This is a genomic window from Stieleria sedimenti (assembly GCF_025060895.1).
In the GTDB taxonomy this organism is placed as follows: domain Bacteria; phylum Planctomycetota; class Planctomycetia; order Pirellulales; family Pirellulaceae; genus Stieleria; species Stieleria sedimenti.
Window position 1 is genome coordinate 1 of the sequence record NZ_JANZKV010000183.1, and the last position, 19,525, is coordinate 19,525.

Annotated in this window: 15 protein-coding genes and 1 pseudogene; 6 read left to right on the forward strand and 10 right to left on the reverse strand. The window is 56.7% G+C overall.

Annotated elements, in window-relative coordinates; genetic code table 11:
• Positions 1-408 precede the first annotated feature (408 nt).
• Positions 409-1,809, forward strand: coding sequence for a multiheme c-type cytochrome (locus NZK35_RS23195; protein WP_259634908.1), 1,401 nt, complete (start codon positions 409-411; stop codon positions 1,807-1,809).
• A 178-nt stretch (positions 1,810-1,987) separates the two neighbouring features.
• Here NZK35_RS23195 and NZK35_RS23200 read toward each other — a convergent pair whose 3' ends face one another.
• The 3 genes from NZK35_RS23200 to NZK35_RS23210 form a co-directional block, all read right to left on the reverse strand.
• Positions 1,988-3,259: a DUF1559 domain-containing protein gene (locus NZK35_RS23200; RefSeq protein ID WP_259634909.1), complete on the reverse strand. Its 1,272-nt coding sequence runs from the start codon at positions 3,257-3,259 to the stop codon at positions 1,988-1,990.
• 387 nt (positions 3,260-3,646) lie between these two features.
• Entirely contained in the window at positions 3,647-5,254 is a 1,608-nt protein-coding gene (locus NZK35_RS23205) for an ArnT family glycosyltransferase (protein ID WP_259634910.1), read from the reverse strand.
• Positions 5,255-5,456: 202 nt separating this feature from the next.
• Complete coding sequence (locus NZK35_RS23210) at positions 5,457-5,645, reverse strand: hypothetical protein (RefSeq protein WP_259634911.1); 189 nt, start codon at positions 5,643-5,645, stop codon at positions 5,457-5,459.
• A 284-nt stretch (positions 5,646-5,929) separates the two neighbouring features.
• Here NZK35_RS23210 and ahr point away from each other — a divergent pair, with 284 nt between their 5' ends.
• Entirely contained in the window at positions 5,930-6,934 is a 1,005-nt protein-coding gene (gene ahr / locus NZK35_RS23215) for an NADPH-dependent aldehyde reductase Ahr (protein ID WP_259634912.1), read from the forward strand.
• A gap of 71 nt (positions 6,935-7,005) precedes the next feature.
• Here the strand turns inward: ahr and NZK35_RS23220 are convergent, their stop codons facing one another.
• Positions 7,006-7,296, reverse strand: a complete 291-nt coding sequence (locus tag NZK35_RS23220; protein ID WP_259634913.1) for a hypothetical protein — start codon at positions 7,294-7,296, stop codon at positions 7,006-7,008.
• Between NZK35_RS23220 and NZK35_RS23225 the strand changes: the two genes are divergently transcribed.
• From NZK35_RS23225 to NZK35_RS34955, 3 genes and pseudogenes are all read left to right on the forward strand, one after another.
• Positions 7,295-8,608, forward strand: a complete 1,314-nt coding sequence (locus NZK35_RS23225) for a sulfatase-like hydrolase/transferase (RefSeq protein WP_259634914.1) — start codon at positions 7,295-7,297, stop codon at positions 8,606-8,608. The two genes, NZK35_RS23220 and NZK35_RS23225, sit on opposite strands and share 2 nt — an antisense overlap.
• A gap of 248 nt (positions 8,609-8,856) precedes the next feature.
• A complete protein-coding gene (locus NZK35_RS23230) occupies positions 8,857-10,440 on the forward strand; it encodes a sulfatase (protein ID WP_259634915.1) in 1,584 nt (527 codons plus the stop codon).
• 230 nt (positions 10,441-10,670) lie between these two features.
• Positions 10,671-11,228 (forward strand): annotated as a pseudogene (locus NZK35_RS34955) (sulfatase-like hydrolase/transferase); the annotation flags it as partial.
• 8 nt (positions 11,229-11,236) lie between these two features.
• Here the strand turns inward: NZK35_RS34955 and NZK35_RS23240 are convergent.
• Positions 11,237-11,374, reverse strand: a complete 138-nt coding sequence (locus tag NZK35_RS23240) for a hypothetical protein (RefSeq protein ID WP_259634917.1) — start codon at positions 11,372-11,374, stop codon at positions 11,237-11,239.
• 21 nt (positions 11,375-11,395) lie between these two features.
• On the opposite strand from NZK35_RS23240, the gene NZK35_RS23245 reads away from it, so the two are divergent.
• Positions 11,396-12,211 (forward strand): LamG domain-containing protein, encoded by an 816-nt coding sequence (locus NZK35_RS23245; protein WP_259634918.1) that lies wholly within the window; start codon positions 11,396-11,398, stop codon positions 12,209-12,211.
• Between the two features lie 446 nt (positions 12,212-12,657).
• Here NZK35_RS23245 and NZK35_RS23250 read toward each other — a convergent pair whose 3' ends face one another.
• The 5 genes from NZK35_RS23250 to NZK35_RS23270 all read right to left on the reverse strand — a co-directional run bounded on the left by NZK35_RS23250 (position 12,658) and on the right by NZK35_RS23270 (position 19,504).
• A complete protein-coding gene (locus NZK35_RS23250) occupies positions 12,658-13,011 on the reverse strand; it encodes a hypothetical protein (protein WP_259634919.1) in 354 nt (117 codons plus the stop codon).
• 483 nt (positions 13,012-13,494) lie between these two features.
• On the reverse strand, positions 13,495-15,090 hold the full coding sequence (locus tag NZK35_RS23255) for a hypothetical protein (protein WP_259634920.1): 1,596 nt from the start codon (positions 15,088-15,090) through the stop codon (positions 13,495-13,497).
• A 360-nt stretch (positions 15,091-15,450) separates the two neighbouring features.
• The gene (locus tag NZK35_RS23260) at positions 15,451-16,389 is read right to left on the reverse strand and encodes an SGNH/GDSL hydrolase family protein (protein WP_259634921.1); all 939 of its coding nucleotides are present in this window, start codon (positions 16,387-16,389) and stop codon (positions 15,451-15,453) included.
• 370 nt (positions 16,390-16,759) lie between these two features.
• Positions 16,760-18,094, reverse strand: a complete 1,335-nt coding sequence (locus NZK35_RS23265; protein WP_259634922.1) for a PQQ-binding-like beta-propeller repeat protein — start codon at positions 18,092-18,094, stop codon at positions 16,760-16,762.
• 114 nt (positions 18,095-18,208) lie between these two features.
• Positions 18,209-19,504 (reverse strand): DUF1552 domain-containing protein, encoded by a 1,296-nt coding sequence (locus NZK35_RS23270; protein WP_259634923.1) that lies wholly within the window; start codon positions 19,502-19,504, stop codon positions 18,209-18,211.
• Positions 19,505-19,525: the final 21 nt, after the last annotated feature.

The following is a 19,525-nucleotide window of genomic DNA, read 5'->3' on the forward strand; positions in this document are numbered from 1 at the left end:
GAGAGATTCGCGAAAAGGGGTCAGCCCCCAATAGCCGGAACGGCCCGAAGGGTGCTTCGCACTATTGGGGTCTGACCCCTTTTCGCCGGCCCCTTTTCGCCGGCCAGCCCTAATTTCAAATTGGAACAAAGCACTCGCTGGGCGCGCCGTTTCGGGATCCTTTCGGTCGATTTTTCGGCAAACCGGACGGGCTCGGCCCCGTATGAAACCGAGACGTGCCCGGTTCGGCCGTCACACGACGCTCGACTAAGCTAAACTGTTGGCAAACCGGTGCGGATCCAAGGCTTGTTGTGATGCAATGCTTTCTCAATGCTTCCGCCAAGGCCCTCTTTCCTGATTAGGACAAAGCACGCGTTCGTGTGGTCCAATCGAGTTTTCTGACAGATCTTCGCCGCAGGAGATGAAACCTTGAATTTGAAACGCTGGTTCGCACTCCTTGCGATCATCACAGTCGTCGCCTGGCTCGGCTACGACGCGATGCAAAGGAAACGCGATGATGATCTGGTTCGTGATCTGATGAATGCGCAGCAACAGCGAAAGGGTGATGAACCGGAAAGGTCGGCCCTCTCTGAACCGCCCGGTAACATGGTCGTTCGTCCAATTCCCGGGAACATCTGGTTCGTCGGCAAATACGAAGACGGCGGCGGCATCGAAATCCCGTTTCGCCCCGGCGAGTCTCCGGAGAAGAGTGTGGGGCTTACCCCCCTGCATGATAATCCGGGATATGTCGGACCTGAACAATGCCAGGAGTGCCACCAAGACAAGTACCAGTCGTTTCTCGCGACGGCGCACTACAAGACAAGCCGACCGGTCAACGAAACGACCATCGACGGAAGCTTTGAACCCGGCTCCAACACCTTCCAGACCTCCGACCCCAACATGTCCTTTGAAATGATTCGCAAACGCGATGAGTTTCTTCAACGCGTCCATTTCTTTGACTGGAGCTTTGAGGTCCCGATGGAAATCATCATGGGTTCCTCCAAAATGGCTCAGACGTATCTGTATTGGCACAAAGACGGGCTCTATCAACACAACGTCACGCACATCACCGACGGCAACCAATGGATCAACAGCCCCGGATACATCGACGGCGACGCCGCGTACGCCCGGCCGATTCCGCAGCGTTGCCTGGAATGCCACCTGACGTATTTTGATTACCGTGGACAAAGGAATCGCTACACCCCCGATTCATTGATTTTGGGTGTGACCTGTGAACGCTGTCACGGGCCGGCAAAGGAGCACGTGGATTATCACCGCGAACACGAAAACGCGCGAGACGCCGTCGGAATCACCAACCCGGCCAACCTGGAACGGCAAGTCCAGATGGAGATCTGTGCTCAGTGTCACGGAGGATCGAGGGAGCTGAAAGGCGATGCATTGAGTTTTCGGCCCGGCGATCGCCTGCAAGACCACTACCATCCACCGGACGATGAACTCGATGCAAAAAACAGCGTTCACACCAGCAATCAATTGAACCGATTGTCACAAAGTGCCTGCTTTCAGCAGTCGCAAATGACCTGTATCGATTGCCATGACCCACATCACAACGAGCGTGGGGATCGAAAACTGTTTTCCAATCGCTGCATGAACTGTCACGAAAGCGAAAGTGATTGCGGATTGTTTCCTCAACCTGGTGTCGACTTTGCCGGAAACTGCATCGACTGCCACATGCCACAACGCCCGACCGAAAAATTGCGTCTCAAGAGCATCGAGGGCGATGTCTTTCCACCACTTCGTGATCATTACATTCGCGTCGATGAAATGGCGACCAGCCGGTTCATCAAGAGCGGCGTCGAGAATGAAGAGTGACGAGATCGCCTCGATGAGCAGTGCAGGCTCCTCGACCAGGATTCTCGAAACGCTGCATTTCACGCCGCGGTAGAGAACGTTCAGCCGTTTCAGCCGAAAAGCAGGTCACCGGTCCAAGAAAAAACCTCGCCCGCTGATTGCGGACGAGGTTTCGATGATCGATAGCTTGCTGTCAACCTTATTGGTTGAGCTGTTCTTCGATGGTTTCACCCGAATCACGTGTGCCCAGGGCACCCCACAATCCGTAGTTGCTACTGCTTCCAGGTACACTGGCCACGCCAACCACGTCGGAACGCTGGACGCAGACCGTCGGCAACTCTGGATCGCCACCGTCGACACTGTCACTCATAAAGATCACGGCACCATCGCCCATCAGCACGTGAGCACCACCTGTATGACGGCTACCGGCGGTCGAGATCACACCGGAATGGTTCCCGTCGTTGTTGGCGTCCACGCAATTGGGATTATTGGGTGGAAGGATGGTGTGGAACGCGGTGTAATAGGCCCGGCAATCCGCCCAGCGACTGTGCTTTGACTGGGACAGCGATGCGCTCACCAAAGCGGTCTCGTCGTAAAAATTAGGCTTATCCGGGTCGATGTGAGCGCCTGTCTTGCATCGGGCCGGAGTCAGGATCGTGTTGTTGTTGGAACCCGGAGCCCGCATTTGGATGTTCCGGACGAAGTCGGCTTTGACCTCGCGTTTGCCGCCCGAAGTGACCACTTCAGCGGCAGCAATGGTGTTGGAGAGTCCGTCCAAAACGTCCCGGAACTTCATCTCGTTACGATTCCAAAAGAACCCGCGCTGGGCGGCACGTGCCCGTTCAACGGCCCAGTTTTCAGCTCGGGCGGCAGCATCGTTGTTGCCGAATTCTCCGAAGTCATTGACACCACCATTGTTGGATCGGTCAACGGCATCGCCGAGATTACAGGCATAGTTCGTCCGTGCAAGTTGCCCGGCAGCAAGAGACTGTGCCGGGTCGCTGGGGCAACGGAATGCCGGCACTTGGGTCGCCCAAGGGATGTACTGGGTTTGCCATGGGCAAGGGCCCATCGCCTGCCAGACGCCCCCGGTTCCTGCCGGAGTTCCACCACCGGCCCGCTCCCTGCTGGGATTCGAGATCTGATCCCACAAGCCTTGCTGCTCCATGTAGGGCAGGATAGGTACCAGCCAACTCAGGAAAAGTCGGTTGCAATCGTTGGTTGGGTTGGGAGTGCCTGCTGTACGCTCACTACCGGTACCGTTCGTAGGGATCTGCTTGAACGCGGTGTGATAGTTGTGCATCGCAAGCCCAATCTGCTTGAAATTGTTGCTGCATGACATTCGCCGCGCAGCTTCGCGGGCTGCCTGAACAGCCGGCAACAACAAGCCAACCAAAATGCCAATAATGGCGATGACGACAAGTAGTTCCACCAACGTGAAACCCTGCCGCAGAGAATGAGGTCTTTGCATTCTGAGACTCCAAAAATAGAAAAAGACATCGAATAGAGATTCGGGGGAAGAAGTCCCCAATAAGGCAGATCAATATAACCTTAAACCGGGATAGTGTGGAGCAATAATCCGGTGAGTTTTTCCAATTTCAACCAGAGACGAAGGCCGCCTCGGGACTGGTATCGTTTAGGCCGGCGGGGGGGGCTTGCTGCCGATTTGGTGCTAAACGCGGGAAAACGTAGCCTTTTGGGTCAGGCTTTTTTCTACCCGCCCCTTGTTTCCTCGGGCTAGCGGCCTGTCGATTTAGTCGATGTTCCGAAATCAACGTGATCATGCCAGGCGCGACGCGTGAGCGAGGAGCGCCGCGTGGCCCCTTGCTAACGCGTGCGGGCTTCAATCGACAGGCCGCTAGCGGATTCGGCTCAGCGCTTCGGCGGCTCGCGCATCGGGTGGGGTTTCGGTCAAGGCGCGTCGATATTGCTCGATCGCTTGCCGTCGCTCACCGGAGTACTCCAGCGCCTCGCCGAGCTGGTAATGGACACCCAGAAGCCGTGGATCAAGCATCAGGGCGGTCTGGAAGCACGGTACCGCGCGAGCTGGCTGTCGATTGAGCATGTACGCCCGGCCAAGATTGACGTACCCCTCAGCCATTTCGGGAAACTCGGCAACCGCATGCTGCAGCAACTGGATCCCGGACGGCAGATTGCCCGCCTTGCAGGCCGCAATCCCCAGGTTCATGTAACAGCTCGCTTGCAGGGACCGTTCTTCATGAACGCGAATGTTGCAGAAGATTCCGGAGACCAGCAGGACCGCGACGACGCCGATCGATCGCCGGTTTGCTGCCCAGGTGCGTGCGAACAGGTCGACCGCGCCAGCGGCCGCAAATGGGATGAACAGGATTGCGACCGGGTTGCGATATCGACCCAGGATAAAGAACCCCACCACGGCCGCGATCATCGTCAGCAAGAGCAGGTAGTACAACCACAGCTTTCGCCAGTCCCGCCAGGTCGCGACCAGGCCCCAGATTCCCAGCGGGCACAGGATGCCGAAGTGCCAGATTCGGCTCATCTGCAACGGGACGGAGTACTCGCGAAAGATGTACATGCTTTCGACGTCGGGGACTTCGTAGCGATTGAACACCATGAACGTTTTCGCGACCATCAGTTGCAGCCAGCGACCGGGTGCCTGCCGAATTTCTTCCCAGGCTCGCGACATCCAAAACTGAGAGACTTCGCGGGCGGACAGCTCATGGCCGACGGCTTGTTCGGCCAAACGTTCCGCGTCCGCACGCTCGTACATTGGTGTTCCGCGACCGGGAACCAAGGGCACGTAGATTCCGTTCGCTTCGATGTTGTTGCCGATGTAGAAGTTGGGGCCCGCTTGAAACGTCGTCGGCGACCACTCCCCTCCGAGTGAACCATTGCGGGCCGCGACAGGCAGCAAAATCAAGGCAATCCCGCCGGCGTAACAGCCGACCAGTTTCCATCGGTGCCAATTCGTTTCGCGTAGCCCCAGCAGGATCCAAACGGGAATCAACGGGGTCCAGAGCAGCGCGTTCTCTCGCGCCAGCACCAACAGGCCCAGTGACACCCCGACCAAGACCGCGTACCACCAACGTTGCTCGGTTTGCAGATAAACGCAGGCTGCGATCACGGCGCACAGCAGAAATGTCGCCAGCGCGGCTTTTTGAATGATGCCGTCGTAATAAATGGCAGGCGGGTAGGCGGCCAGCATCAGTGCGGAGACCAGTCCGACTCGCTCCGAAAACAGTTTGCGACCTGCCAGGCCGATCAAGGCCACGCCGGCAACACCCAGCATCATCTGAACCAGTCGGATCAGGGTGATGCTGGGGCCGAAGATCGAAATCAGGACCGCCAAGAAATAGGGGTACAGGGGCGCCTGGTAAAAGGTCTCGGTGCCATACCAATCGCCATCGCTGATCTTGATTGCCCAGTCGACGTACCCTTTGGCATCTCCCAGCAATTGAACCAGCGTTGGAACTTCAAACGTCTGCAAGACGTGCAGCAAGCGCAGAAAAAAAGCGAGCCCACAAGTGCTCGCTAGGAGGATCGCAAAGGAAGGGCGATTGGCGGACGCCGTGCCCGTCGGGGCAACACCCTTCGAAGTCGGCGGCGCTTGGCGAGGCTTTTGCGATTGATTTCCGCGTCTAGCCATTCAAACACGCCGCGTGCTTCACGAAACCGTCAGTAATCGAGGACTATTGGGTGACATCTTCAGCTGCAGCTGCTTCCATCTCCTTTTCGTAATCTTCCATTTCTTGTTGGATTTCGGCATCCGACCGAGTGTCTTCGATGACGGCGTTGTCAGGGCCACCGCAGCCGACAGCCGAGATCGAAAGGACGAAAAGGCTGAACGCGAACATGACGGAGTGAATCAAGCGTGACATTCCAATGGCTCATTCGTAAAAAGAGGGGGGCAAACCTGATGAAGGGGTTCATTTTTCCCCGAATTGGTCGGTACCGCAAGTAGCCTGGCGTCAAATTGCCCCTCAAACGGGATCTCGCTTCGTTTCGGCGGCACTCAAAGTTTCAAAAGTCGACCCACCACTTGGAGTACTACGCTGCTGGGAATCTCGCGGTTCGCGATCGCCTTGGCTCGCCCCTACAGTCCTCGAAGCGAGTCGACGATCGCAACCAAGCATTCCACCAGTCCTTCGACCACGAGAGATGCATGTCTACCATTGAAGCGTATGCGGCTCACAAGCCGGGCGGATCTTTTGAGCCCTTTGAGTACGATGCGGGCTCGTTGGGGCCTGACGACATCGAGATCAAGGTCGAATCATGCGGGATCTGTCACAGCGATCTATCGATGGTCGACAATGAGTGGCAGATGACCGAGTATCCCTTCGTCGGCGGGCATGAAGTCATCGGCCGCGTCGCTGCGGTAGGCGATCATGTCCCGAGTCTCAACGAAGGGGACTTGGTCGGGCTGGGTTGGACAAGCCGAAGCTGCATGCACTGCGATCGCTGTATCGCCGGTGACCATAATTTGTGCGTGTCGGCTCAGGGGACTATTACCCATCAGCACGGTGGTTTTGCCGACAAGGTTCGCTGCCATTGGGGCTGGGCAACCAAGATTCCCGACGGCGTTGATGCGGCATCGGCAGGCCCCCTGCTGTGCGGCGGGCTGACGGTATTCAACCCGTTGGTGCAATTTGAATTGTCGCCGACGGCACGCGTCGGCGTCGTGGGTATCGGGGGTCTGGGCCACATGGCGATTCAGTTTTGCAACGCATGGGGCTGCGAAGTCACCGCAATTTCGCGAAGCCGCTCGAAAGAGTCGGAGGCACGGCAGCTCGGCGCGCACGAGTTCCTTGCCACCAACGAAGAGGGATCGCTGGAAAAGGTCGCGGGGAAGTTTGACCTCATTCTCAATACCACCGATGCCGAGTTGCCGTGGGACGCCTACATCGCGGCTCTCGCACCGCGTGGGGCACTGCACACGGTCGGTGCGGCCCCGTCCATTACGGCGACGGTTTTCCCGATGATCATGGGACAAAAGTCGTTTTCGTCCTCCCCCACCGGCAGCATCGCGACGACACGAACGATGCTCGACTTCGTCGCGCGGCACAAGATTTCTCCCATGACGGAGGTGTTTCCGATGAGCGACATCAACGAGGCCTTCACTAAGCTACGAGAGGGATCACCACGATTTCGCCTCGTGCTTGTTCGTTAGACTTAGCAACGCACGGAATCTAAGTGGGATACGCTTCCAGCCTGTCGACGCTGAAACGACAGGCTGGAAGCCTATCCCACTTCAAGAGATCCGGCAGTTATATTCCTTTCGTCGCTTAAACGCTCGCCGCCGCGCATGCTCGTCACCTTCACCGGCAATAGAAGCTCAACGATGGACAATAGGATGATGCGAACGCTTGCCCTCCTTACTGGCCTGCTGCTTGGGCCGCTGGTTGGGTTGAACGCTGACGACAACGTTTCGACGGCGCCCGTCCCGCCGAATTCAAAGCCAACGATCAGTTCTCCGGGAGGTTCCGCATCAACCGCAGATGAAGCGACACCACCAAACTTCGTGATCATCATGGTGGATGACATGGGCTACGAGGGAGTCAGTTGCTTTGGGAATCCGTATTTCAGGACGCCTGAAATCGACAGACTGGCTGAAGAAGGTATGCGTCTGACGGACTTTCATTCGTCCGGAACAGTCTGCTCGCCCACTCGTGCGGGATTGTTGACTGGTCGTTATCAGCAGCGAGCGGGCATCGAAGCCGTCATCCACCCTCGCGCCGACCATCCGGAACATCGCAAAGGGCTGCAGAAGTCAGAAACGACGTTCGCTGAAGTGTTGAAGCAGGCCGGTTACGCGACGGGAATTGTCGGGAAATGGCACCAGGGGTATCCGCAGAACTCTCAGGACTATCATCCGCAGAATCATGGCTTCGATGAATTCATCGGCTACCACAGCGGCAACATCGACTTCGTCAGCCATGTCGGCGACCACTATCGGCATGACTGGTGGCATGGCCGTCAGGAAACCAATGAAGACGGCTACACGACTCACCTGTTGAACCGCTATGCCGACGCTTTCATCCGCCGACAGGCAATGGCTGATGCGCCGTTCTGCCTCTATGTGGCCCACGAAGCCATTCACAATCCCGTTCAGGTTCCCGGCGATCCCGTGCGTCGAACGGTCGAAAAATGGGATCGCTGGAAATGGCAGGAGCACTCCGCCGAGGAAAGGATTGCCAAATTCAAAGGGATGACGATGCCTCTGGATGAAGGTGTCGGCCAGATTCGAAAGACGCTGGTTGAGCTTGGGATCGACCGGAACACATTCGTCCTGTTTTTCTCAGACAACGGACCAGCTGCTGACTGGCCGGATTCGGATGATTATCGCGGCCGAAAGGGCTCGATCTATGAAGGCGGCCATAAAGTTCCCGCGATCGTCTGGTGGCCGGGAAGAATCGAAGCTGGCACGCGATCCAACGAACCGTTGATCAGTATCGATGTCATGCCAACGCTGCTCGACCTGGCGGAAGTGACATGTGATGTGAAGCTCGACGGAGTCAGCTTCGGTGATGTCGTGCTCCACGGGGAGTCCTTACCGAAACGTGCTCTGTACTGGGCTTCGCTGTCAAACGGAGGCGGACGCAGCGAAGCGATCCGACAGGACGAATGGAAACTGGTGGTGTTGCATCCCAAAGCCGCTCCCGGGACGTTCGAGAATGCCCGGACGGAACTCTACAACCTGGCGGAGGATCCGGGTGAAACAACCGACATCGCAGAGCGGCATCCGGCCCGAGTTGCGAGCATGCGGAAACAGCTCAGATCGTGGTACGCCGATACTCAGGTGACGGCAACAGAGCAGCCCGGTGGATGGCTTTCCAAACGATAGTCCAACGTGACGCCTGGGGCGCGCCTTCAGCTAAACTCAAGTTGGGTGTTCCGCAGGGCAAGAACACGTCGCTCGGACTACGCGTCAGCCCACAACCATGTCAGCTGGCAGGATGAAAACTTTCGCAAAGTCGTGTTGAACGCAATTCTCTGGACCGCGAACGTCGAAGTTCCCAAGGAGGGGTGCCCTTCGCCGGCCGTGAATGATTCGCGAATCAACGAGAATCTTGACGACAAGAGAAACAAACGATGAGAACCTGGAATACCGCCGCGTTGCTCGTGCTTTGCGCCCTGCTGTCACTGACGCCCTGCACTGACGTGCACGCGCAGTCAAAGCCCAATGTGATCTTCTTTCTCGTCGACGATCTTGGCTGGCGGGATGTGGGTTGCTACGGCAGCCAGTTTTATGAGACGCCGGCGATTGATCAGTTGGCAAAAGAAGGCATGCTTTTCAAGAATGCCTACGCAACATGCCACGTTTGCTCTCCGAGTCGCGCGAGTATTCTGACCGGGAAGTATCCCGCACGCACGAATTTAACCGAATGGCTGGGTGGGCGTCCTGAACGTGACTATGAAAACTTACATCATGGCGCAAAGATCACCGCATTGCCTGATGAAGAGCAAACATTGGCGGAGACATTGCACGAGCACGGCTATGCCACCGCCAACTACGGCAAGGCCCATCTGAACAAAGATCCCACGACTTACGGATTCGATGAAGCGATCACCGGTTGGGTCAGATCCTACTTCCATCCGTTTTCACCGACGTACGAGAAGACCTTGCCGTCGAAACAGGGCGATTACTACACCGACAAGCTGACAGAGGCCGCCATTGATTTCATCTCACGAAACAAACACAAGCCGTTCTTTGTGCACCTGGAACATTTCTCCGTCCATGATCCGATCCAGGGCCGCAAGGATTTGGTTCGGAAGTACCAACAGAAACTCGCGTCGATGACGGAACAGGAAGGCCCAGATTACATTCTGGAGCCCAATCCCGACGGGCCTGCGATCTCAGCGGACAAGCTCAAATTCTTAGCAGAAAGCGACAACGCTGAATTGCACCAGAAAGAGCGGGTTTGGTGGGTCAAGCAAAAGCAGGACAACGTCGAGTTTGCCGGGATGGTTGAGGCGACCGATGAAAGCCTCGGTCGAATCCGTGCAAAGCTTCAGGAACTTGGGCTCGAAGACAACACGATCATCATTTTCACGTCCGACAACGGCGGCATGTCGGCGTCGAACCAGTATCGCGGCATCGATCATCCTCGCCAGACGCTCGATTCCCGCTTCGCAAGCTCCAATCTGCCGCTTCGGGGGGCCAAAGGCTGGAACTACGAAGGTGGGATTCGCGTGCCTTTGATTGTGCACTGGCCAGGCAAGACACCTCCAAACTCCACTTCGCACGCGGTCGTCACGGGAACCGATTACTATCCAACTTTGCTCGAGATGCTGGGCCTTCCCGCGTTACCGGAACAGCACGTCGACGGCCGAAGTTTTGTCCCCGCTTTGAAAGCAGACGACTACGACCGCGGACCCATCTATTGGCATTTCCCCCACTACAGCAATCACGGCTTCCAAAGCCCCGGCGGTGCGATTCGATTCGGAAAGTTCAAGTTACTCGAGTACTACGAAAACGGAACGGTGCAGCTTTTCGACTTGGGAAATGACATGGGTGAACAGAACGACGTCGCGAAGTCTCAGCCCATGATCGCTCAAAAGCTGAAGCAGATGCTGCACGACTGGCGTGACGAAGTCGACGCCAAGATGCCATATCCCAAAACCGCAACGTCGAAGCCCGCACCGGGAGCACGCGTCGCCAAACCGAACCGGTAGGCCGGCGAGCGTGCTCCGGTTGCAGTGGAACGGCAGCCCTATCCCACTCGTATCGATGCCGAATAGAGCCCAGTCTCAGAGAGAAAAGTCCTGTCACGATGAAACAACACACTCTGGCCGTTCTCGCGTTGATCGCAGTTTCGACATGCCGCGAATTGGCGGCTGCGGAAGCTTCTGGCAGCGATTCAAGTAGCGAAGCCCCAAACATCGTTGTCATCTTTATCGATGACATGGGGTTCGCCGATCCGAGCTGCTTTGGTAATCCGCTCATCCGGACGCCGAACATCGACAAGCTCGCCGCCGATGGCATCAAGTTGACTAATTTTTATGTCAATTCGCCGATCTGTTCTGCCTCGCGAGTCTCGCTCACCACCGGTCTGTATCAGGGGCGTTGGAAAATCCATTCGTACCTGAACACTCGGGCGGGAAACGCGAACCGCAGCATGGCAGATTACCTCGACCCGTCCGCCCCGACGACCGCAAGGAAACTCAAAGCCGCCGGTTACGCGACCGCTCATTTCGGCAAATGGCACATGGGGGGCGGTCGCGACGTCGACGATGCACCTCTGCCTCAGGCGTATGGATTCGACGAGTCCCTGGTTTCATTCGAAGGCCTTGGCGATCGCATCATCGAAAACAACCCAAACGCCATCGAACGGGCGCGTGCCCTGGGACGCGGAAAGATTATTCCCTGTGAGCGTTGGGAGAGGATGCAGATCCAGACCGATCGCACGATCGATTTCATCCGGCGCCACCGCGACGGCCCGTTCTATGTCAGGCTGTTCCCCAACGATGTTCATGACGCGCACGTGCCGCTTCCCGGCAGTGCCGACAAGTTCAAGTCCGTTTCCGATGATCCCTCTGTCGATTCGCCGGCGTTCCGGTCGAGAATCACCTCGATGGTCTCGACCGTGGCGGCGTTCTTCTGGGCCATCCCGCCCCTCGCGGCAAGCCAGTGTTCTGGCAATACGGCCATCCGCACGCCATTCTCAAAGGCGGCAAGCCGGAGCACCAGAGCCCCACGTTCGCGATGCGCGACGGTCGCTGGAAATTTTTGGTCAATCCCGATGGCAGTGAAGCCCAACTCTTCGATCTCGAAGCGGATGAAGGCGAGACGACCAATCTTCTCTCTGTGCAACCGAAGCGGGCCGCAGCGATGGCCCGCCAGATCGCGGCCTGGGCCGACGACGTCGGCTTTGCATTCGATGACCAGGCTCCCCTCACCGCCCCCGTGCCCACGATCGCAATCCTCGCCAGCAATCAACTGCTTCGATTCGTCAGCCATGGCGTCAACGGCGATTCCGGTTCGCTTCAGTTGGATGGAAAGTCATGGCTCGACCTGCCGGCGTTTCGTGCGCCGAAAGTGGCGGGAGGTCGATCGCTTCAGATCAAGGGGACCATTGACTCCCGTTCTCCCTCCGGGGTGATCTTCGCTCACGGCGACAGTCGAGCCGGCTACAGCGTCTACCTCGATCAGGGGCATCTGTGCTTTGCCGCCTGCGCCGGCGAAGAACGCACTGTGGTCCGTTCCTCTGCCGCGATCGCCGGTCCGACCCCCTTCGAAGCGAACTGGAATCCCAAGGGTGAGATGTTTCTGAAAGTGAATGGCAAGCTCGCCGGAAAGGCGGAAGCAGGCATCCTCCCGCGCGAACCCGGCGACTCCATTCAGATCGGTGCAGATCTGGCCCAGCCCGTCGGGGCCTATACCGCCCCGAATCACTTTACCGGCACCATTGAAAACCTCACGTTCAAGTATCCGAACGGAACCTGACGATCCTGAGTTCCAGGCCCGAAACAAAGCGGTTGTTGACGCTGGCAAGGCCATTAAGAACGACGAGCGACAACGCCACTTCGGTTCGCACAAGTTGCCGTCGGGCAACCGCAGCTACTTCAGAAATCAACATTCCGGCAAAGGACATTCATGGACATGTTGCGTTCTGCCCACCTTCGCTCTGCTGAGCGGTTGCTGTCTCAGAGAGTGACACCCACCTACTGGCCTTGTTCGGATCCGCGTAATTCGTGTCAGGGAACGACAGAGATGGCAGGAAAATCGCGGGCAGAAAAATGGGGGAGTCGGAAGGAGGGTCGGCAAGAAAATGGTTGACAAGAAAATGGAGTGCGGGAAATGAACTGACCTGGTTCATTGCGGCGGTCTCCGACCTGGATTCCACGTTCGCAACGATCCTCCCAAATTTTCCTGTCATCCATTTTCTTGTCTCACTTTCCTTTAAAACCCCTTTCCCCTCTTCCTATTTGTAGATGCTCCAGCAACGGCCGAAGCATCGCGAAGTACTTGAGCCCTTCAACGTTCAAGTCGGGCTTCTTCTCAGCCTTCGCCTTCTCCGGACGATCAGCCGTCGCAGCTTGCTTGGGTTTTCGTCGCTTTGGTCGTTTCTTGGTCGTGGTCGCCATGTCACAACGTAGCATCGCAATCGGCTGATGCTCGGAAAGTGATTTCGTCGAGAAATTGCAGATCGGCGTCGCTGTTTCCCGGTAACACCAACCGAAATACATTGACATCGCGACCGCTGTGGATGTTTCACGAACGGCCGGAAAATACGCTGAAACCATTCGGGTGCGTTGACATCTTGTTGAGCTCGATGATCACCGAAGAAGCTTGCGCCAGCTTCTGGAATCTCATGCACGCAGTTCATCCGCGTCCGGTCAGAATCGGCGTCTTGATCTCATTGGGACTATTCGGAACGTCACTTCCGCACGACTCCCAAGCAACGGCGCGTCGTGCGATTGACGGAATGGTCCTTTTAGTAAAAGAAAAACCGACTCGATCACACATCGCCGGAAACGTGGGAGTCGTGGGGCTGATGATCACTGCGTGGGCCACCCGAGATCAAAACGCTGCCCCCGCTTCTGCGCCGATGACCTTCGGCCAGAACAATCCAGAAGCGGGCGTTAGCTTCCGGCCGACATCGCGCCGTCGAGTCCGCCGTAAACGCGAGCACCGAATTGCTGGCAAAGATTGCTCGCGCAACGCACACGCCGGGCCGAACACTATTGCCCCTTTCCCCTTTTTTCCTTCGAACCAACACTGCGGCATCAAGAATTCGCCGCCAACAACCGGTCAACGACGCTTGCGACGGGCAGTGCTCCATCACTCCAATCGATCTCCCTAATGATGGTGAGTTGCTTTTCGCTAAGCGGCATTCGCCAGCGATCACGGAAGACGGGCGTCAGGTCTTTTCCTGCGGCTTTCGACGCACAGACGAACCAGTTCAGGCATTGGGACATGGCGGAAGCTTCGTCGGTTGCCGGGAATTCTTTGCACTGGTGAAGTGAATAGAGAAACTTCCTGACCCATCGTTCTCCGCCAAAATGCTTGCGCAGTTTATGCATCGCCGAGGCGTACATGACCGGCTGGTCGCTCGGGTAGATGGTACGGCCCGCTTCGTCTTTCAGCCGATGAGCCTTTTCCCCACTCGACACATTGGTAAATGCGTCCAGAAACTTGACATCGGACTTTGCATAAATCTCTTCGCAGCTCTCGATGACTTGACGAGTCCGATCGCCGTCCGCGTCTTTCAGTCCGAGACTGTCCATGCAGACACGCCGCATGAAGACTGCGTAGCCGGTCGTGAACAGATTGTGTCGGTCGCCGAAAACGAAAAAGTTACGCCCCATCTCGTAAAAGTAATAGTGTGAAAAGACATCGGGGTGGGCGACGAACTGGGGCCAATCGGTATTGTAGAATCCAGCGACTTCGATTCCGGAAGTGCCGACGTATCCACACCCATACCCGCAGGTCAATTTTGAATCTGGTACTGCGCAAATCGTTGGCTTTTGATTCAGATGCCGATACAACCCCGGTTTCTTACCAACCAGTCGCAAGTAGACCTCCCAGCCGCGATCGAGCACGTTGACAAACTTCATCATTTGGTCCGAATTATAGTCGCCAGGGCGCGCGAGAAAGACGATTGTCTCACCCTGCCATGCCGACATCTGAAAACTCAATCCGGCATCTCGCCAGCGGTCAGGATTGAACGCGATCTTCGAGCAATCAACGGACTCTTGTGCGGAAACCAATCCAGAAGCCGAGGCCAAGCCGCCAATCAGCCAGCCGCAAAGAAAAAGTCGGGTCATCGAGTGGGGAATAAGTGGGATAGGCTTCCAGCCTGTCATTTCAGCATCGACAGGCTGGAAGCCTATCCCACGATCAAGATCCGACAGTCGTTTTCCACTCGACATCGAGTGGCGATCTCTAAATGCGATGTTCATTGTCCGGCGTGATCCTCCACCTGTCCCTGCGTTGACTTCGCGAAATGACGACACACAAAAATTCAACATGAAGCAACAACGCAAAAGGGGAAGGGAAACGGGGTGATTCGGAGGTCTTCGGTCTCTCAGCATTGTTGAAAGCTGATTGCTCGCGCCCCTGGCGGAAGCGTGCCGTGCCACATGGAATTCGTCTGGCCCTTGTAGTGAAACAGGAATTGTGACATCGGCTGCGTGATGACTTTGTTGCGAGTGTTTGAATAGTGCCACACGATGCCGCTGAGCAGCAATCCGACATGCTTCTTTGGCACGTTCTTGAGTGTAGTTTTTTCGCCACGGGTGACAAAGTTCTTGCTGCCGCTGACAAAAATGATCCCAGTCAGGGTCGTCGTGGTCTGATTGATTTCGGCGACCTTCGGGCACCGAGCAAAGATTTCGTGGACACGAATGTTTGCACCCGGTTCCGTACCTCCCTTGTGCTGCTTGCAATCATAGCCGAAATGCAAATTCAGGACGTGCGAGACGAAGTGTGCGCAATGATTCGCGGAGTTGTCGTGAAACTTGTTTGGGCAGATATCCGAAATGGTCTGACCGACAAAGGAGTCGAGCTGTGGTTTTGTAATCATCGCGTGCCCTCTAACTCTAAAACGGGAATGTCGTCTCGCAAAGGTGAGTGTTTCGGAGACTGGCACTGTAAAGTATGACGATTCCGGCGAAGGCGTGCAGCATTTTCATCGCCTCCTCTCGAAAAGAGAACACCATAAAAACCCCTTTCCCCTTTTTCTATTTGAGCGTCGTCTTGGCAAGGATGGTGTTGAGGAACACTCTTCGGATCGCATCGTATCCGCGATCATTGGGGTCTTCGATGTTGGTGAAGAACCAATAGTGTGGGTCGTCGCTGTCGTAACTTGAACGCCAGAACTGTCTGCAGTGCGATCCGTGGCCAAGAAACGTTTCATGGAGAGGAACGACATGCACGAACTCGTATTGGGACGCAACGTTGCGTATCACTTGGTTGTAGCGGGCGTGGATCGCTAAACCGTCGGGCCAATCCGGCAAGAAGATGCTCGGCGCATCGCCGACGCCGTCGGTCGGGTCGTAGATATCACCGATGTAGATTTCACAACCTGCCGGAAATTTCGCGGCAATCTCCCGAAGCATCGTGTCCAGTCGATCCCGAAAATTGTCGATCCAAGGTTTCGCTTGCTCAAGCGTCGCGGAGTACATCGCGCACTCGCGAGGCGGGCTGCGGCCGTAGCTGTGAATCAAATCATTTCCGCCGGACGTCATCAAGATGATTCCGAAGGCGTCCGGGTACGTCGGAATCGTTTCACGAATCACGTCCAGATGGAGATTCGATTCCGAACCAGAGATCGCGAAGTTTTCAGCGGCAAGATTGGGCAACACGGATGAAAGGCAAATACCACGCATCGGTTCGTATTCATCCGATGGATTCTGGATCAACCGATTGAAGAACGTATGTTTGGGTGATTTTGCGCCCAGCCCCGCCGTGATGCTGTCTCCGATGCCGACCACGCGAACGGCACGATCCGACCAAACGTTTTCAAAATGAGTGCGATCGACCTCCGGTCCGGCCGGGCCTTCGCCGATCGGCCGTGATAACCAAAACTCGATATAGCCGAAGGTTCCGGGGATCACGATCAATGCAGTCGCGATCAAAATCAACTGCCGTGTTTTGCCTCGCTGCTTTTTCTGATTCATTCAACTCACCTTGCCGACCACTGCTGCGACGGTCCCCCACCGGTCGGTTGACCCGCTCATCGCCGCCAAGCGATCGACCCACAAAATGGCCGTCGGTTTTCGTTAGTATACAGGTATCGCTGAGGCGAATCATTCGATTCACCTGTAGAGACTTGATCATGCGACAGCCGATCGCGGCACCGGTGGGCATGTTCGCCGGTCGTCCACTCCGGCATTCGAAGATGGTCGCTCAGCCGGTTCACAGGGAACGACAGGGAGGGCAGAAAGATCGCGGCCAGAAAAATGGGAGCGTCGGGAAGCGGAGCGACAAGAAAATTGCTGACAAGAAAATGGGGTGCTCAACTGCAACCGGGTTGAGGTCGCCCAATCGCTAGTTTGAAGCGGCTTCCAGGCAATAGAGGTGCTTCGCGCCGCGGAGAAAGAGTTGCTTGCCCGACAGCGCTGGAGAAGCATCAAAACGGTCGTCAAGCCGATTGGTTGCCAGTTCCGTCAGCGTACGAGATCGTTGGATGACAAGCGTGGTCCCGGTGCGGCCGGTGATGTAAACGCGTCCTGACGCGCCGACAGGGGATGCGTAGATGTTGGAGAACTGACCGATGCGTTCGGGGCCAAAAACCGTCTCGCCCGTCGTGGAGTCCACGCAGGTGAGGATCGACTGGTTCGATTGGTTGTAGTACAGCAAGCCATCGTAAAGCAGAGGCGATGGGATGTAGGGCGTGCCGCGGTCTCGCTTCCAGAGGATTTTCTCGCTGCCGGAGATGACCCCGGTCTCGGTCAGCGGAATGGCCATCGCAGCGTAGCCCTTGTAGCCACTCATGCAGATCACGTAATCGCCATTGATCACTGGACACGGGGTGACGTTGCCGGTCAGACCGCTACATTGCCAGATCACCTCGCCTGATTCCAGGTCATAGCTGCGGACGGCACCCGAGGCCGCGGTGATGACTTGCGTTTTCCCGCTATGCCGGATCACCCTCGGTGTTGCCCAAGCGTTGTCTTCATCACGCTGCCGTTTCCACAGGGTCTCTCCGGACGTGGCATCCAGCACTTCGATGGAGCTTTGGCCTGCGTGATCACGAACGATCACCAACTTACCGTCGTGCAGAACGGGGGAACAACCTTCACCGAGACTGGAACCGACCTTGGCTTCTCCGAGATCTCGTTCCCAACGCTTGTTTCCGTCGAGGTCGTAGCAATACAGCCCAGCCGATCCGAACCAGCAAAACAGGTGGTTGCCGTCGGTCGTGGGCGATGCCGACGCAAAGTCGTTGTCGTTGTGTGCGCCCTCGTGGGGGATCTTCGTGGTCGCGGTCCGCCGCCACAATTCGTTTCCGTTGTCACGATCAAGGCACAAAACGACAAATGCATACTCTGTGTTCGGGCGTTTGATGTCGAAGAAATTGGTCTTTGGTTGGTCTGCGGGATCGGGAATCGAAGTGTCCTTCACCCCAGTGTCGATTGCCGTTAACAGGAACACTTTGTCGTTCCAAATGATCGGCGTCGAGGTTCCTTTTCCATCGATCGCAACTTTCCATTTAACATTCTTGTCCTCGCTCCACTCGACTGGAGGATCGGCCGTACGCGACACGCCGGTTGCGTTTGGGCCTCGCCACTGGTGCCAGTTTTCCTCCGGTGAACCCCCGAAAGAGAGAGTTTGCGACAGTAACAGAACGAAGCACGCAATGGAGGTGGGAAATGTTTTCATCGCTGGAGTTAGTTCGCGCAAGTGTTTTCGTATTGGGGATGATGATAGAGCCTCGTTGCCACGTGCGGGTATTTGGCCTCAACGATCGCTTTCCTTTTTGCCCGAAAACGATTGCTACGCAAACTGTGCCAACTCGTCGATGACTCCGTCGGCTTCGCCACCTTGGAAATTCTCGGGCACCGGCACGCCCATCACGCCGAACATGGTTTGCCAGAGATTGCCGAGGTACGCATCCTCTTTGATCAGGTGGCCTTGATGTTTCACTCCGATGCCGGTGCCGCCGCAAATGATCGCCGGCAAGTGATGGTTGTTGTGCGCGTTGATTGTTCCGCCCGACGAACCCCACACAACCATGGTGTGATCGAGCAGTGTGCCGTCGCCCTCTTTCACAGATTTCAGTCGATCAAGAAAGTAAGCCCACTCTTCCATGTACCACGTGTCGGCTTTGGTCCACCAACGCAGCTTCTCGGGGTCTTCGCCGTGATGCGTCATTTCGTGATAACCGTATGGATTGCCTTCGCCCTTGAATGCTCCGGTGCCATCAGAGTTATCCATCCGGGCCATGTAGGAAACCACGCGAGTGCTGTCGGTCTGCAACGCAAGCGTCAGCAAGTCGTACATCAGCCGCTGATAACGCCGATAGTCAAGGCCGCTGCGAGTCGGGTCGAGCCCCTGTTCATCGCCGAACTCGGGCTCATCGACGGTCGGCTTTGGTTCGTACAGCCACTTTTTCTCGACCTGCATTTGCTTTTCCAGGTCTCGAATTCCTGTGAAGTACTCGTCCAGCTTTTCGCGATCGACTTGACCGAGTTGCTTCGCCAACGCACGGGCCTCGTCTCGCACCGAATCAAGCACACTCGACCGCCGCGCGAACTCGGCTTCGCGTTCGGCAAGCGTGTCGGCAGTGTCGGGTCGGAACAGCTGGTCGAACAACACGTGCGGACGGTTCTCAGCCGGAATTGGCGTGCCACTACGGCTCCACGAAAGTGTGTTGTCCTGCGGATTACCGAAACCGGTTCCCCGGCGGATTCCAAGCACCAGCGATGAGTAACGCGTTTGGTGACCGATCGCGGCGGCGAGTTCCTGGTCGCAGGAGATGCGAAGTTTGCTGCTGCTGGCATGAGTGTTCGTGCCGGTCAGGAAGGTGCGGTCGCCGCCGTGGCCGCCGGAGTGCGTGAGCTTGAGTCCACTTACGGTCGTGAAATCGTGGCGATGACGTTCGAGTGGCCGCAGGATCGGCGTCATTTCGTAATCGGGACCCGTCGTCGTGGGCGTAAAGTCGCGACCGTTCAACCCCAGTCCCCACATGCAGAAGACCGAGCGTTTGGGGATCTCGTCGGCCGCAATGCCGCCGGCGGTGTCGGCACCGCGGGCACAAACGCTCATTGCTTCCAACCACGGCAGCGCCATCGTGATGCCAGCTCCGCGAAG

Excerpts from the sequence above, each read along its gene's own strand:
- ahr (WP_259634912.1), top strand. The coding sequence starts at position 5,930 with ATGTCTACCATTGAAGCGTATGCGGCTCACAAGCCGGGCGGATCTTTT.
- NZK35_RS23270 (WP_259634923.1), bottom strand. The coding sequence starts at position 19,504 with ATGGCGCTGCCGTGGTTGGAAGCAATGAGCGTTTGTGCCCGCGGTGCC.
- NZK35_RS23210 (WP_259634911.1), bottom strand. The coding sequence starts at position 5,645 with ATGTCACGCTTGATTCACTCCGTCATGTTCGCGTTCAGCCTTTTCGTC.
- NZK35_RS23230 (WP_259634915.1), top strand. The coding sequence starts at position 8,857 with ATGAGAACCTGGAATACCGCCGCGTTGCTCGTGCTTTGCGCCCTGCTG.
- NZK35_RS23220 (WP_259634913.1), bottom strand. The coding sequence starts at position 7,296 with ATGATGATCACGAAGTTTGGTGGTGTCGCTTCATCTGCGGTTGATGCG.
- NZK35_RS23225 (WP_259634914.1), top strand. The coding sequence starts at position 7,295 with ATGGTGGATGACATGGGCTACGAGGGAGTCAGTTGCTTTGGGAATCCG.
- NZK35_RS23200 (WP_259634909.1), bottom strand. The coding sequence starts at position 3,259 with ATGCAAAGACCTCATTCTCTGCGGCAGGGTTTCACGTTGGTGGAACTA.
- NZK35_RS23265 (WP_259634922.1), bottom strand. The coding sequence starts at position 18,094 with ATGAAAACATTTCCCACCTCCATTGCGTGCTTCGTTCTGTTACTGTCG.
- NZK35_RS23250 (WP_259634919.1), bottom strand. The coding sequence starts at position 13,011 with ATGGTTTCAGCGTATTTTCCGGCCGTTCGTGAAACATCCACAGCGGTC.
- NZK35_RS23260 (WP_259634921.1), bottom strand. The coding sequence starts at position 16,389 with ATGAATCAGAAAAAGCAGCGAGGCAAAACACGGCAGTTGATTTTGATC.
- NZK35_RS23240 (WP_259634917.1), bottom strand. The coding sequence starts at position 11,374 with ATGGCCCAGAAGAACGCCGCCACGGTCGAGACCATCGAGGTGATTCTC.